We start from the raw sequence: 13,612 nt of genomic DNA on the forward strand, positions 1-13,612 counted from the left end.
GGTACACCCATGCCCTCCGCCGAACTCGACGAAGCACCCGCCCCCACAGACGCCGATCGTCCCGTGCCCCGCGCGCGCGGCGGCCGCTCCCGACGCGGCAAGCAGGAAGGCCCGCGCGCGACCTTCCGCCAACTGCTCCCCTACCTGTTCGAGCACAAGGCGACGATCGCCGTCGTCATCGTGCTCAGCATCCTGAGCGCCGGCGCCTCACTGGTGCAGCCGCTGCTGGTCGGTCAGGTGATCACGCGCGTCGAGAACAACCTCGACCTGGGCCTGCTGGTGTGGGCCCTCGTCGGATTCGTGATCCTGGGATCGCTCATCTCGGGGTATCAGCACTACCTGCTGCAGCGCACCGGCACCGCGGTCGTGTACTCCAGCCGTCGCCGGCTCATCGCACGCATCCTGCACCTGCCGATCAGCGAGTTCGACGCACGCCGGACCGGCGACCTGGTCTCGCGCGTCGGCAGCGACACCACCCTCCTCTACGCCGCGCTGACGCAGGGCCTGGCCGACTCGATCGGCAACGCGCTGCTGTTCGTCGGGGCGCTGATCGCGATGGCGGTCATCGACCCGCTGCTGCTCGGCATCATCGTGCTCGTGATCGGCATCTCGGTCCTCGGCGTCGTCTCTCTGAGCGGCCGCATCCGGACCGCCTCGACCGAGCAGCAGGAGAAGGTCGGTGAACTCGCCTCGGGCGTCGAGCGTGCCGTGGGCTCCATCCGCACCGTCCGGGCCTCGGGCGCGACCGAGCGCGAGATCACGTCGGTCACCGCACAGGCCACCGACGCCTTCGACGTGGGCGTGCGCATCGCGAAGGTCTCGGCCCTCGTCGTGCCGATCGCGGGCATCGCCCTCCAGGTGTCGCTGCTGGTGGTCATCGGCCTCGGCGGCTTCCGCGTCGCGACCGGCGCCCTGACGATCGCCAGCCTCGTGACCTTCATCATGTTCCTGTTCATGCTGATCGCGCCGCTCGGCTCGTTCTTCGGCGCCATCACCTCGGTGAGCCAGGCGCTGGGCGCCCTCGGCCGCATCCAGGAGGTGCTCGACCTCCCCGTCGAGGCGCAGGACGACACAGCGATCGCCGCCCGCGTCCGGGAGGATGCGTCCCTTCGGCAGGCTCAGGGACCGGCCGCTTCGTCGGCCGCGGCGATCGAGTTCCGCGACGTGCGCTTCCGGTACCCCGAGAACGTGGTCGCGGCCCGTCGCAAGGCGGAGTCCGAGGCCCTGGCGGTGCTGGAGAGCGCACACGTCGACACGTCCGTCATCGCGCTCGGCGACGGCACCGGACCGGACGGACAGCCGGAGCCGGCGGCATCCCTCGACGCCGCCGGCGACGTGCTGCGCGGCGTCTCGTTCACCGTGCCGCGCGGCGCCCGCGTCGCGCTCGTCGGGCCCTCGGGCGCCGGCAAGAGCACGACACTCGCCCTGATCGAGCGGTTCTACGACCCGACGGACGGCGCGATCCTGCTCGGCGGCGACGACGTGCGCACCCTCGACCGCGACGCCCTGCGCGCGCAGCTCGGGTACGTCGAGCAGGACGCCCCCACCCTCGCCGGCACGATCGGCGACAACCTGCGGCTCGCGTCGCCCGAGGCCTCCGACGCGGAGTGCGAAGAGGTGCTGCGCGCCGTCAACCTCGGCGAGGTGCTCGACCGCAACCCGCTCGGCGTCGACGCCCCCGTCGGCGAATCGGGAGTCATGCTGTCCGGCGGCGAGCGCCAGCGCCTCGCGATCGCCCGGGCGCTGCTGGCCGCTCCCCCGATCCTGCTCCTCGACGAGTCGACGTCGTCGCTCGACGGCCTCAACGAGCAGCGCATGCGCGAGGCGATCGACGCGGTCGCGGCCGGGCGCACGCTCATCGTGATCGCACACCGCCTGTCGACGGTCGTCGACAGCGACCACATCGTCGTCATGGACCACGGCCGGGTCGTCGGTCAGGGCACCCACTCCGAGCTCGTGCAGACGACGCCGCTGTACCGGGATCTGGCGAAGCACCAGCTCCTGGTCTGAGCACCCTCCTCAAGAGAAGCGGATGCCCCGGCCACCGCACAGGTCAGGCCGGGGCATCCACTCCCCCGAGTCAGGCGCGCTGCAGACGGTAGCGCAGCGCTGCGAGCTCGGCCCACAGCGGCGCCGGGACGCGGCCCTCGAAGGTGCGGTAGAACTCCTCGGTCAGGTCGGCCTCGTGCAGCCACAGCTGCGGGTCGACGGCGAAGAGCTCGTCGAGGTCGGCCTGCGGCACGTCGATGCCGTCCAGGTCGAGGTCCTCGGTGTGCGGGAGACGGCCGATGGGGCTGTCGACGGCGCCGACCTCGCCCTCGATGCGTCGGATGATCCAGTCGATGACGCGCGAGTTGTCGCCGAAGCCCGGCCACAGGAAGCGACCGTCCGTGCCCTTGCGGAACCAGTTCACCTGGAACACGCGCGGCGCCCGGTCGAAGCGCAGCTGCTGCCCGACCTTCAGCCAGTGGCCGAAGTAGTCCGCCATGTTGTATCCGCAGAACGGCAGCATCGCGAACGGGTCGCGGCGCAGCTCGCCGACGGTGCCCTCGGCGGCGGCGGTGCGCTCGGACGAGACGTTCGAGCCCATGAAGACTCCGTGGGTCCAGTCGGTGGCCTCGACGACGAGCGGCACGTTCGTGGCGCGGCGTCCGCCGAACAGGATCGCGTCCAGCGGCACGCCCTGAGGGGCGTCCCAGTCGGCGGCGATCTGCGGGCACTGCGCGGCGGCGACGGTGAAGCGCGAGTTGGGGTGGGCGGCGGGGCGACCGGATGCCGGCGTCCAGGGGTTGCCCTCCCAGTCGGTGAGCTCGGCCGGCGCCTCGTCCGTGAGGCCCTCCCACCACACGTCGCCGTCGGGGCGCAGCGCGACGTTCGTGAAGATCGTGTTGCCCCACAGCGTCTCGACCGCCGTCACGTTGGTCGACTCGCCGGTACCGGGCGCGACGCCGAAGAAGCCGGCCTCGGGGTTGATGGCCCACAGGCGCCCGTCCTCGCCGGGGCGCAGCCAGGCGATGTCGTCGCCGAGCGTCTCGACGCGCCAGCCGGGGATCGTCGGGCGCAGCATGGCGAGGTTCGTCTTGCCGCAGGCCGACGGGAACGCGGCGGCCACGTGGTAGGCGCGACCGGCGGGGTCGATGACGCGGATGAGCAGCATGTGCTCCGCGAGCCAGCCCTCGTTGCGGCCGATCACCGAGGCGATGCGCAGCGCGAAGCACTTCTTGGCGAGGATCGCGTTGCCGCCGTAGCCCGAGCCGAACGACCACACCTCGAGCGTCTCGGGGAAGTGGACGATGTACTTCTCGTCGTTGCAGGGCCACGCGACGTCGTGCTGGCCGGGCTGCAGCGGCGCGCCGACCGAATGGACCGTCTTGACCCACGGGGCGCCGCCGGCGATCTCGCGCAGCACGTCGGTGCCGACGCGGGTCATGATGCCGATCGAGGTGACCGCGTAGGCGCTGTCGGTGATCTGCACGCCGATGTGCGACAGCGGACCGCCGACCGGACCCATCGAGAAGGGCACGACGTACATCGTGCGGCCCTTCATCGAGCCCTCGAACAGCGGCGTGATCGTGGCGCGGATCTCGTCGGGGGCCGCCCAGTTGTTCGTGGGACCCGCGTCCTCCTCGCGCTCGGAGGCGATGAACGTGCGACCCTCGGTGCGCGCCACGTCGCTCGGGTGCGAGCGGGCCAGGTACGAGCCCGGTCGCCATTCCGGGTTGAGCTTGATGAGCTTGCCCTCGTCGACCTGCTCGCGCAGCAGCGCGTCGTTCTCGGCGCGCGAGCCGTCGACCCAGTGGATGCGGGCGGGCGTGGTGAGCGCCGCGATCTCGTCGACCCACTCACGCAGAGCAGCCATGCCCTCACCCGCAACGGTGGGCAGTTCGCCGTACGTCCGGGTCACGGTCGTGCGGGCCGCCCCGGCGGTCGCAGGGGTCGAGCCTTCGGTTCGGGTGAAGATGTCGGCAAGGGCCATGGTGTCGCTCCTCGTTGATTTCGACGGTGCAGATTCGTGCTCTTCCTCTACTTTCGGGCCTGATGGATGCCTCTTCCGACGATTCCGCGCGTCAAGAGTTGCGATTCTTTCGCTACGATCAAGGAATGACGCCGACCTCGCTCGAACTGTCGACCCTGGGCCACCGCATCCGCCATCAGCGACTCGCCCACGGGTACACGCTCGACGAGCTCGGAGCCCTCGTCGGGGTCGCCGGCAGCCAGCTGAGCCTCATCGAGAACGGCAAGCGCGAGCCCAAGCTCTCACTGCTGCAGGCGATCGCATCGATCTCCGGCGTCGATGTCGCGGACCTGCTGTCCGCCGAGCCGCCGAACCGCCGAGCCGCCCTGGAGATCGAGCTGGAACGGGCGCAGTCGAGCTCGGTGTTCCGGCAGCTCGGCGTCACTCCGGTCAAGGTCACCAAGGGCATCAGCGACGACACGCTCGAGTCGATCCTGGGCCTGCACCGCGAGCTGCAGCGCCGCGAGCGCGAGGCGATCGCCACTCCTGAGGAGGCACGGCGCGCGAACACGGAGCTGCGGCTCATGATGCGCGCCCGCGACAACTACCTGTCCGACATCGAGAAGCTCGCCGAGAAGCAGCTCAAGTCCGCGGGTCACGCGTCGGGGGCGCTCACGCACCGCACGGTCAGCATCATGGCCGAGAAGCTCGGGTTCGAGCTGATCTACGTCAACGACCTGCCCCACTCCACCCGGTCGGTCACCGACCTGGAGCACGGCCGGATCTATCTGCCGCCGGCATCCATCCCCGGCGGGCATGGTCTGCGGTCGATGGCGCTGCAGGCGATGGCCCATCGCCTGCTCGGCCACAAGCGGCCCACCGACTACGCCGACTTCCTGCAGCAGCGGCTCGAGATCAACTACTACGCCGCGTGCTGCCTCATGCCCGAGACCGCGTCGGTGGCGTTCCTTCAGCAGGCGAAGAAGGACCGCAACCTCGCTGTCGAGGACTTCCGCGACGCGTTCGGAGTCACCCACGAGGCCGCAGGGATGCGCCTCACGAACCTCGCCACCCACCACCTCGGCATCAAGCTGCACTTCCTGCGCGTCGACGGGTCGGGGGCGATCTCACGCGTGTACGAGAACGACGACCTGCCGCTGCCGATGGACGTCACCGGCGCGGTCGACGGGCAGATGGCGTGCCGCAAGTTCTCGGCCCGGGCGGCCTTCGACGAGCAGAATCGGACCACCGAGCACTACCAGTACACCGACACCCCCGCCGGCACGTTCTGGTGCTCGACGCAGACCGGCTCGACCTCGGCCGGGGAGTTCTCGATCACGGTGGGCGTGCCGTTCGACGACGCCCGATGGTTCCGCGGCCGTGAGACCCAGAAACGCGCGACCTCGACGTGCCCCGACGAGTCGTGCTGCCGCCGCGTCGCGTCCGATGTCGCCGGACGCTGGGCGGGAAAAGCCTGGCCGAGCGCCCGCGTGCACATGCAGATGTTCTCACCGCTCCCCCGTGGCGCCTTCCCCGGCGTCGACGACAACGAGGTGTACGACTTCCTCGACCGCCACGCGTGAACCGGGCCGCCGGTGCCGGTCAGCCGGTGATGAACTCCCGGTAGCGATCGAGGGATGCCGCCACCTCGGCGTCGCTCGCCGCCCCGGGCGCGAACAGCTCGGGGATCGGGTCGTCGGCATGGCGCCCGACCGCGACGGAGTGCGTCCAGACGCCCACCACTTCGCCCCGGGCGACGATGATGGGCCGCACGATGCCGTTCATGCTGGGCCCGATGGCCGCGAGGAACTCCGGCGCGCACGGCACTGTGCGATCGACATACGACAGGTAGTACTCCTCGAAGGGCGGCAGCGCGAGCACCTCGGGCGCGGCCGGCGACCGCCTGGGCGCGCGTCCCGCGACGACGTATGCGGGCTCGGGGTCGTCACCGACCATCGTCAGCCGGTCGGCGGCGCGCTCCGCGGCGTCCCGCGACACTCCGAGCGGCAGGCTGGTCCACCACGCGAAGTCGCGCGCGCCTGCCGGGCCGTGCGCGGCGATGTAGCGCACGAAGAGCTCCGCGAGCGGATCGGAGGGGGTCACGGGATCGCGGATCCACTCCTCGGTGAGCACGAGGTACTGCTCCCGGGTCGGCCCCTCGGCGCGCGGCACGACAGGCCCCTGGCACACGACGCCGCGCAGCGACATCGCCACCAGCAGGTGGTAGCCGCGCTGCTTCGCCGTCGAGACCCCGGCGGCCTCCCACACCTCGGCGAGCTCCTTGCGGGTGAGCCGGTTGCCGCCCGCGAGCGCCGCGCGCGTCGCCGCCTCGGTGCGGTCGAGCTCGGCGTCGTCGAGCGCCTCGTTGCGCCGCACCGCCGCCATCTGCCGGTGCTGCCGGTCGGCGGTCAGCGACAGCACCCACGACAGATCCTCGGCCGGGATCAGGTGGATCGTGCCGCGCATCGTCCACGACCGCACGATCTCGCCACGATCGAACGCGGCGTCCACGTCCCGCAGCGACGGCGCCCCGGTGGTGCGCTGCGCGACCGCCCAGCGTCCGCCCCAGAACTCCTGGGCCTGCGTCGCGAGCATGTGCCGCGCCGCATCGGCGACCGTGCGGGCGGGGGCGCTCAGCCGGTGCGAGCGGAGCCGCTCGGCGCGCATCGTCGAAGCACTTGCACGGAGCGAGGTACGAGACGAAGCGTCCATCCGCCCATCATGGCGTGGACACCCGACACCGCGCAGCCGCGGCGGGAGGGGATGTCGCCGGGCGACGCGTCAGCGCGCGTGAGCGGCGTCGTAGGCGGCGCGGGAGTCCTCGATGCGGGGGTGGTTCTGGATCGCCCAGTCCGCGAGCGCCATGGCGAGCTGCACGAGCGTGCCGCCGAGGGCCGTCAGCTCGTACTCGACGCGCGGCGGCACCTCGGCGTGCACGGTGCGCGTGATGAGCCCGTCGCGCTCGAGCTGGCGCAGGGTGAGGGTGAGCATCCGCTGCGAGATGCCGGGGATGTGCCGCTGCAGCTCCGTGAACCGCAGGCGCTCACCGCGGAGGGTGCCGACGACGAGGAGCGACCACTTGTCGCCGATGCGGTCGAGGACGTCGCGGATCGCACGGCCGTGGTCGGTGCCGGGGGCCGCGCCCTCGCAGGAGCGCTCGTAGCCGGTCGGGGACGGATCGCCCGCCGCCGTCACCGTCAGCGTGTTCGTCATCGCTTGTCACCTGCTTACATGCGTGTGCCTTTTGTACGCCCTCTGAAGATGACGCATCATGGGGTTGCTTACAAACAGTAACAGACCACACGATCTCTACCTGGAGAACTGCATGATCATCGCCCTCTGGATCCTCAACGGACTCCTGGCGCTCGCCTTCATCATGGCCGGCTCGATGAAGGTCGCCCGCCCCAAGCCCGCGCTCGTCGCGAGCGGCATGGGCTGGGCCGACGACTTCGCCGATCCCACCGTCAAGCTCATCGGCGCCGCCGAGGTCGTCGGCGGCATCGGCCTCATTCTGCCGCTGCTGACCGGCATCGCCCCGATCCTCACCCCGATCGCCGCAACGGCGCTGGCCGTCGTCATGGTCGGCGCGATCGCCGTCCACGTCCGCCGCAAGGAGAACGCGACGCCGTCCATCGTGCTCGCCGTGCTGTCGATCGCGAGTGCCGTGCTCGGCTTCCTCGTCGTGCTCTGACCCGGGCAGACGCGGAGAGAAGCGGATGCCGCGACCCGCGGCATCCGCTTCTCCCTTGTCACGGCGACAAGGGATGACCTATCGTCATTCGATAGCTAAGCATCGAAAAACGATAGGCACGGCATGCGCGAATGGCGGTACTCGGAGTTCGACCACCGGTTCGACGAGGCGGACGAAGACGTCATCGCGGCACGCGAGACCAGACAGCGGCGTGCGAGAGCTGCGTGGCGCGGCGTTCTCAGGGCACTCGGCGTGCTGCTGGGCGCCGGCATCCTCGGAGTCACGCTGACGCTCACCGCGTGGGCCGTCCTGATCGCGGTGTTCGCGCCGGACCCGGGGTATGTCGAGCCGACGACGGCGAGGCAATGGCTGGTCGTCATCGATCGGGCGACACGGGAACTGCTGCAGACATCAGCCGCCCTCGCGATGACCCTGCTCGCCACCTGCCTGATCGCGATGACCGGAGCCGCCCGCGGTCGCACGGGCTGGACACTGCTCGGAGTCGTCTGCAGCGTCCTGCTGGCGGTCGGACTCGTCGGCACGGCGGTCGCCGGAGGCCAGGTCGGAGCTCTCGCCGCGCGCGCAGTCTCCGAAGTCGGCGGAACCCCCGCCGTCGCCGCACCCCGACCGACGCCGCCGCCGCCGCCCCCGCCCGTCGCCGTGGACGACGCGCGCGAAGAGATGATCCGGATGCTGCAGGCCACCGTCGACGCAGCGGTCGCGCCCGTGACGAACGATGACGGCACACCGCTGGTCGTGGCGGACACGTTGCTGGAGGCCTCGGCCTGCAACGAGGGGGGATCGCGTCTGACGGCGTCGCTCTCCTTCTCGACGGGAGACAACGCGACCTCGCTCGCGTCGCTCCTCGGCGCGTGGGACGAGGCCGGGTACCTCCCCGACCGCGCGATGCAGGAGGACATCCGCTACAGCACGACCCTCCCGATCGAGCGCATGGGTGTCCGCGATCGTACGAGCACCGACGGGCTCATCCACCTGTCGATCGTCGGCGCCTGCGCGACGGCTGTGGAGTGACCGCCCTCAGCTCGGCTCGGTCGTGCGCGCCAGGCCGCAGGTGACACATGACCACGCGACGAGGAATCTCTCATCGTCGAGGATCTCGAACCGCAGCGGGTCGCCGCAGGTGGGGCAGGCCATCGGGTCTGCGGGGCGGTCGGTCACGCCCTCAGCCTAGACACCCCCTGCGGACAACGGCGCGCCCGAGGATCTCGAGCGCGCCGTTGTCCGGGCCGTGAGCCGGGCTACTGCTGGATGAACGCGAGGATGTCGGCGTTGAGGACCTCCGCATGCGTGGTCAGCATGCCGTGCGGGTACCCCTCGTAGATCTTCAGCGTCGCGTCGGAGAGAAGCTCGGCCTGCTTGAGCGCGGCATCCTTGTAGGGGACGATCTGGTCGTCGTCGCCCTGGAGGACGAGGACGGGCACGGTGATGGCCTTGAGGTCCTCCGTCTGATCGGTCTCGGAGAACGCCTTGATGCCCTCGTAGTGCGCGAGCGCACTGCCCATCATGCCCTGACGCCACCAGTTCGCGACGACCGGGTCCGACACGTTCGCACCGGGTCGATTGAACCCGTAGAAGGGGCCCGAGGCGACGGCCTGGAAGAAGTCGGCGCGGTTCGCGGCCAGCGCCGCGCGGAATCCGTCGAAGACCTCGAGCGGCGTGCCCTCGGGGTTGTCGGCGGTCTGCAGCATGAGCGGCGGGACCGCGGCGACGAGAACCGCCTTCGCGACACGACGCTGGGGCTCACCGTACTTCGCGACGTAGCGGGCGACCTGACCGCCCCCGGTCGAGTGGCCGATGTGGACAGCGTTGCGCAGGTCGAGGTGCTCGACCACGGCGCTCACGTCGCTCGCGTAGTGGTCCATGTCATGCCCTACGTCGGTCTGCGAGGAGCGGCCGTGTCCGCGACGGTCGCTGGCGACGACGCGGAAGCCCTTGCCGAGGAAGTAGAGCATCTGGGCATCCCAGTCGTCCGACGAGAGTGGCCAGCCGTGGTGGAACACGATGGGCTGGGCATCACGCGGACCCCAGTCCTTGAAGTAGATCTCAGTACCGTCATCCGTGGTCACAAAGGACATGAGGAGCTCCAGGTTGTGTGAGCCGGGTCGTGCCCGGATTCTGTCGTGAGTCCTCCGCACAGGTCGGCGGAGTCCCTTCACCGTAACGACGGCGGCCGCGGGAAAACTCCCCCCGTTCGTGAGGAGTCTCTGCGGAGGCGGCAGCAGGTCTGCGTCACGACCGACGACGTCGCGACCCTCCCCTATGGGAGCTGCCAGAAGGGCCCTGTGAGTCCGCGCTCTTCGAGGAGGAGTTGATTGTGGACGCGGGTGTGCGGCGTGAACCCCGGGTCGACACGGTCCCCGTACCAGGCCTGGGAGAGGTCCCAGATCGTGCGCGCATCGGCGACGTAGCCGGCCCCCGCGGCATGCTCGACGGACCACTGTTCGGCGTGATCGGTCGAGCAGAACAGTCGGATCGACGTGCACGTGGCCACGACGTCGTCCCACCACTCGGCCGCCGGCCGAGGGAAGCGGATCGCCGGACCGGTCGCGGGAGGCGTGTGCGGGCCGGACTCGAGGGAGAGATGTGCGCCGCAATGCGGGCACGCGGTGTCGATCCGGACGTCGATGCGCAGCGCTGCACTGATGCCGAAGGAGTCCCAGGCGCATCCACCCCACCAGCGCCGGTCGTCGTGCCCATCGACGGGTGTGAGCACGAATGCCATCGGTGCGGCGGTGAACGGGTGCGCCATGCGCACGGCGTCGCCATCCTCGTTGAGCACGAGCGCGTGGGCGGCGTGAAGCTCGTGCAACAGCTGCTGCACCCGCTGGGGCGTGCTCGCTGTGCGGCGCGCGAGTTCGGCGATGGAGGGGGCACGGCCCTCGCCGGCGAAGGTCTCGTAGACGAGGTCGCGGACGCGCCGGCTCTCCGTGGCGACCATGGGGTCGTCGTGGTGCGGCTCACACATGAGGACGTGCTCCCTTCACGATGCGGTCGACGACGTTCCGTGGCCCGCGCAGGCCGACGCCGACGACATCGAGGTCGCCGGATGCGACGGCGGCCACGGCCGCTCGGTTGGCAGCGTCGTGGCCGGTCGCGAACAGCTCGCGGGTGTAGACCGCGATCGACACGTCCTGCCGGGCCGCGGCTCTGGCGCGCACCCGCTGCAGCAGTCCGGCGTCACCGCTGAGCACGACCACCGGCTGCCGCAGCATCGGCAGATACTCCGTCGCGTCTGCGTCCCGATACGGCTCTCCGACCAGGTCGGGAGCGCTGGTGGCGACTCCTGACATCAGGAAGGCGGTCACGTTCAACTCCTGCCACGCGGCGAGGCCTTCCCCCAGCACGACCACCACCTTGGTGTCGAAGCGCGGCACCGCAAGACCCTGTTCGGATGTGCTCTCAACGATCGTCATCTCACCAGCGTCACCGATGACGTCCAGCCGCGTCTTGTACGTTTCTTGCATGGTTCCTCGCGTGCACGCCTGGCACCCGGACGTGCCGGGACTGCGCGAGGTGTACCACGCGCGATTCGATCACGCCTACCCGATGCACACGCACGAGAACTGGGCGGTGATGCTCGTCGACGACGGCGCGGTCGCGTACGGGCTGGATCGCGAGGTCCACCACGCCGTGCCCACGATGCTGACGCTGCTTCCCCCGGGCGTCCCGCACGATGGCCGGCCGGCGGTAGCCGGTTCGGACTACCGCAAGCGAGTGCTGTACCTCGAGCCGGAGTGGCTCCCCGTCCCCGCGCAGAACCTCGCCATCCGCCGGCCGACCCTGGACCCTCCCGCCGCGCGCCTTGCGAAACGCGTGCACGCCGCCCTCGACGAGCCGGGTGACCTCATGGCGGCCGAACACTGGCTGCTGACCCTCCGCGAGAGCATCCTCCGCCACCTCGGCGCCCCCGCCCGGATGCCGCATGACAAGCCTCTCGCGCGGCGGCTGCGGGAGATGCTGGACGCCCGCGTCACCGAGTCCTTCACGATCGCATCGGCGGCCGCGGACCTCGGCGCTCACCCGAGCCACCTGGTCCGCGTGTTCTCCCAGACGTACGGCCTCGCCCCGCACCAGTACCTGATCGGGCGCCGGATCGACCTCGCGCGCCGACTGCTCGTGGATGGACACCGCCCCGCCGAGGCCGCTGTCCTCTCCGGCTTCCACGACCAGTCCCACCTCACACGTCACTTCCGCCGCGTCCTCGGCGTGACGCCCGCGATGCTCGTCGCGCAGCCTTCCGCCGCAGCGTAGCCCCGCGATCGCGCCCCCGGGCGAACCGGACCCCACACGCCCCGTCGCGCCGCCGACAAAGAGATGAGCGGATGCCTCGGCCGAGGCATCCGCTCATCTCATCGCCCTCGCGTCAGAACGGGTTGGGCGTCAGCGTGTACTTGGTCTGCAGGTACTCGTGGATGCCCTCGGCGCCACCCTCGCGGCCCAGGCCCGACATCTTCCAGCCGCCGAACGGCGCGGCGGCGTTGGAGACGACGCCCATGTTGAGGCCCATCATGCCGGTCTCGAGGCGCTCGATCATGCGCTGGCCGCGCGCGAGGCTCTCGGTGAAGACGTACGAGACCAGGCCGTACTCGGTGTCGTTGGCGAGGCGCACGGCCTCGTCCTCGGTGTCGAACGGGACGATCGCGAGCACCGGCCCGAAGATCTCCTCGCGGAGGATCTCAGAACCCGGCTGCACGTCGGTCACGACGGTGGGCTCGTAGAACGTTCCGGGGCCCTCGACCGCCTTGCCTCCGGTGGCGACCGTCGCACCGCGCGTGACGGCATCCTGAACCAGCTGGGCGGCCTTCGCGACCGCGCGGTCGTCGATGAGCGGGCCGATGTTCACGCCCTCCTCGGTGCCGCGGCCGATCGTGAACCCGTTGACGCGCTCGGTGACGCGGCGGGCGAACTCGTCGGCGACCGAGCGGTGCACGATGAAGCGGTTGGCGGCGGTGCACGCCTGGCCGATGTTGCGGAACTTCGCGGCGAGCGCGCCGTCGACCGCCTTGTCGAGGTCGGCGTCGTCGAACACCACGAACGGGGCGTTGCCGCCCAGCTCCATCGACGTGCGCAGCACGCCCTGCGACGCCTGCTCGAGGAGACGCTGGCCGACCTGCGTCGAGCCGGTGAACGACAGCTTGCGCAGACGCGGGTCGCGGATGATGGGCTCCGACACGGCGCCCGACGTCGACGTCGTGAAGACGTTCACGACACCCTTGGGCAGGCCCGCGTCTTCGAGCAGCTTCGCGAAGTACAGGGTCGTGAGCGGCGTGAGCTCGGCCGGCTTGATGACGACGGTGCAGCCGGCGGCGAGTGCGGGGGCGATCTTGCGCGTCGCCATCGCGAGCGGGAAGTTCCACGGCGTGATGAGGAAGCACGGCCCCACCGGGTGCTGCGACACGATCATGCGGCCGGTGCCCTCGGGGTTGGCGCCGTAGCGGCCCTGGATGCGCGCGGTCTCCTCGCTGAACCAGCGGAGGAACTCGCCGCCGTAGGCGACCTCGCCGCGCGCCTCGGCCAGCGGCTTGCCCATCTCGACGGTCATGAGGAGCGCGAACTCCTCCTTGCGCTCCTGCAGCAGGTCGAAGGCGCGGCGCAGCAGCTCGGCGCGCTCGCGCGCGGGCGTCGCGGCCCACGCGGGGAACGCCTCGACAGCGGCGTCGAGGGCGGCCTTGCCGTCCTCGGGCGACGCGTCGGCGATCTCCTTGACGACCTCGCCGTTGGACGGGTCGTACACCTTGAGGGTCTTGCCGGCCGACGCCGCACGCCATTCGCCGCCGATGAACAGCGCGTCGGGGACGGAAGCCAGCAGCTCGGTCTCACGGTTCTCGGTCACGGGGACTCCCTCGTCTGTGGGTGAAGTTGGTGGATGCCGGGGGCAGCGCACTCTCGGATCGTATACGATCACGCGGCGCCGTGCTCCTATCATCCCTCCGGTCGACCAGCAG

General features: G+C 70.5%; 13 protein-coding genes. 5 read left to right on the forward strand and 8 right to left on the reverse strand.

Going from position 1 to position 13,612, the window contains the following annotated elements:
• The first annotated feature begins 9 nt into the window (after positions 1-9).
• The gene (locus ACFWJ8_RS18445) at positions 10-2,010 is read left to right on the forward strand and encodes an ABC transporter ATP-binding protein (protein WP_378814277.1); all 2,001 of its coding nucleotides are present in this window, start codon (positions 10-12) and stop codon (positions 2,008-2,010) included.
• Between the two features lie 70 nt (positions 2,011-2,080).
• Here ACFWJ8_RS18445 and ACFWJ8_RS18450 read toward each other — a convergent pair whose 3' ends face one another.
• Positions 2,081-3,976 carry a phosphoenolpyruvate carboxykinase (GTP) gene (locus ACFWJ8_RS18450; RefSeq protein ID WP_378814279.1) on the reverse strand — a complete coding sequence of 632 codons (1,896 nt, stop codon included), beginning with the start codon at positions 3,974-3,976 and terminating at the stop codon, positions 2,081-2,083.
• Between the two features lie 125 nt (positions 3,977-4,101).
• Between ACFWJ8_RS18450 and ACFWJ8_RS18455 the strand changes: the two genes are divergently transcribed.
• Positions 4,102-5,538, forward strand: coding sequence for a helix-turn-helix domain-containing protein (locus ACFWJ8_RS18455; protein WP_378814281.1), 1,437 nt, complete (start codon positions 4,102-4,104; stop codon positions 5,536-5,538).
• 19 nt (positions 5,539-5,557) lie between these two features.
• Here ACFWJ8_RS18455 and ACFWJ8_RS18460 read toward each other — a convergent pair whose 3' ends face one another.
• Both ACFWJ8_RS18460 and ACFWJ8_RS18465 read right to left on the reverse strand, forming a co-directional pair.
• Positions 5,558-6,667, reverse strand: coding sequence for a winged helix DNA-binding domain-containing protein (locus ACFWJ8_RS18460; protein ID WP_378814283.1), 1,110 nt, complete (start codon positions 6,665-6,667; stop codon positions 5,558-5,560).
• A 69-nt stretch (positions 6,668-6,736) separates the two neighbouring features.
• Positions 6,737-7,168: a winged helix-turn-helix transcriptional regulator gene (locus tag ACFWJ8_RS18465; RefSeq protein WP_378814285.1), complete on the reverse strand. Its 432-nt coding sequence runs from the start codon at positions 7,166-7,168 to the stop codon at positions 6,737-6,739.
• 112 nt (positions 7,169-7,280) lie between these two features.
• Here ACFWJ8_RS18465 and ACFWJ8_RS18470 point away from each other — a divergent pair, with 112 nt between their 5' ends.
• Together ACFWJ8_RS18470 and ACFWJ8_RS18475 are read left to right on the forward strand one after the other, a co-directional pair.
• Positions 7,281-7,646 (forward strand): DoxX family protein, encoded by a 366-nt coding sequence (locus ACFWJ8_RS18470; protein ID WP_378814287.1) that lies wholly within the window; start codon positions 7,281-7,283, stop codon positions 7,644-7,646.
• Between the two features lie 123 nt (positions 7,647-7,769).
• On the forward strand, positions 7,770-8,678 hold the full coding sequence (locus ACFWJ8_RS18475) for a hypothetical protein (RefSeq protein ID WP_378814289.1): 909 nt from the start codon (positions 7,770-7,772) through the stop codon (positions 8,676-8,678).
• A gap of 6 nt (positions 8,679-8,684) precedes the next feature.
• Here the strand turns inward: ACFWJ8_RS18475 and ACFWJ8_RS18480 are convergent, their stop codons facing one another.
• The 4 genes from ACFWJ8_RS18480 to ACFWJ8_RS18495 form a co-directional block, all read right to left on the reverse strand.
• A complete protein-coding gene (locus ACFWJ8_RS18480; RefSeq protein ID WP_378814290.1) occupies positions 8,685-8,825 on the reverse strand; it encodes a hypothetical protein in 141 nt (46 codons plus the stop codon).
• Positions 8,826-8,905: 80 nt separating this feature from the next.
• Positions 8,906-9,742: an alpha/beta fold hydrolase gene (locus ACFWJ8_RS18485; RefSeq protein WP_378814292.1), complete on the reverse strand. Its 837-nt coding sequence runs from the start codon at positions 9,740-9,742 to the stop codon at positions 8,906-8,908.
• Positions 9,743-9,924: 182 nt separating this feature from the next.
• On the reverse strand, positions 9,925-10,605 hold the full coding sequence (gene merB, locus ACFWJ8_RS18490; RefSeq protein ID WP_378814294.1) for an organomercurial lyase: 681 nt from the start codon (positions 10,603-10,605) through the stop codon (positions 9,925-9,927).
• A 19-nt stretch (positions 10,606-10,624) separates the two neighbouring features.
• On the reverse strand, positions 10,625-11,080 hold the full coding sequence (locus tag ACFWJ8_RS18495; RefSeq protein ID WP_378814296.1) for a DUF2000 family protein: 456 nt from the start codon (positions 11,078-11,080) through the stop codon (positions 10,625-10,627).
• 49 nt (positions 11,081-11,129) lie between these two features.
• On the opposite strand from ACFWJ8_RS18495, the gene ACFWJ8_RS18500 reads away from it, so the two are divergent.
• Positions 11,130-11,918 carry a helix-turn-helix domain-containing protein gene (locus ACFWJ8_RS18500; RefSeq protein WP_378814298.1) on the forward strand — a complete coding sequence of 263 codons (789 nt, stop codon included), beginning with the start codon at positions 11,130-11,132 and terminating at the stop codon, positions 11,916-11,918.
• A 112-nt stretch (positions 11,919-12,030) separates the two neighbouring features.
• Here the strand turns inward: ACFWJ8_RS18500 and ACFWJ8_RS18505 are convergent, their stop codons facing one another.
• Positions 12,031-13,500 carry an NAD-dependent succinate-semialdehyde dehydrogenase gene (locus ACFWJ8_RS18505; protein WP_378814300.1) on the reverse strand — a complete coding sequence of 490 codons (1,470 nt, stop codon included), beginning with the start codon at positions 13,498-13,500 and terminating at the stop codon, positions 12,031-12,033.
• Positions 13,501-13,612 lie beyond the last annotated feature (112 nt).

The sequence above is a fragment of the Microbacterium sp. NPDC058389 genome, from assembly GCF_042722305.1.
Classification (GTDB): domain Bacteria; phylum Actinomycetota; class Actinomycetes; order Actinomycetales; family Microbacteriaceae; genus Microbacterium.

What these genes read in the sequence shown, in the direction of transcription:
- ACFWJ8_RS18445 (WP_378814277.1), top strand. Translation starts at nt 10, where the DNA reads ATGCCCTCCGCCGAACTCGACGAAGCACCCGCCCCCACAGACGCCGAT.
- ACFWJ8_RS18470 (WP_378814287.1), top strand. Translation starts at nt 7,281, where the DNA reads ATGATCATCGCCCTCTGGATCCTCAACGGACTCCTGGCGCTCGCCTTC.
- ACFWJ8_RS18485 (WP_378814292.1), bottom strand. Translation starts at nt 9,742, where the DNA reads ATGTCCTTTGTGACCACGGATGACGGTACTGAGATCTACTTCAAGGAC.
- merB (WP_378814294.1), bottom strand. Translation starts at nt 10,605, where the DNA reads ATGGTCGCCACGGAGAGCCGGCGCGTCCGCGACCTCGTCTACGAGACC.
- ACFWJ8_RS18475 (WP_378814289.1), top strand. Translation starts at nt 7,770, where the DNA reads ATGCGCGAATGGCGGTACTCGGAGTTCGACCACCGGTTCGACGAGGCG.
- ACFWJ8_RS18500 (WP_378814298.1), top strand. Translation starts at nt 11,130, where the DNA reads ATGGTTCCTCGCGTGCACGCCTGGCACCCGGACGTGCCGGGACTGCGC.
- ACFWJ8_RS18460 (WP_378814283.1), bottom strand. Translation starts at nt 6,667, where the DNA reads ATGGACGCTTCGTCTCGTACCTCGCTCCGTGCAAGTGCTTCGACGATG.
- ACFWJ8_RS18495 (WP_378814296.1), bottom strand. Translation starts at nt 11,080, where the DNA reads ATGACGATCGTTGAGAGCACATCCGAACAGGGTCTTGCGGTGCCGCGC.
- ACFWJ8_RS18465 (WP_378814285.1), bottom strand. Translation starts at nt 7,168, where the DNA reads ATGACGAACACGCTGACGGTGACGGCGGCGGGCGATCCGTCCCCGACC.
- ACFWJ8_RS18455 (WP_378814281.1), top strand. Translation starts at nt 4,102, where the DNA reads ATGACGCCGACCTCGCTCGAACTGTCGACCCTGGGCCACCGCATCCGC.
- ACFWJ8_RS18450 (WP_378814279.1), bottom strand. Translation starts at nt 3,976, where the DNA reads ATGGCCCTTGCCGACATCTTCACCCGAACCGAAGGCTCGACCCCTGCG.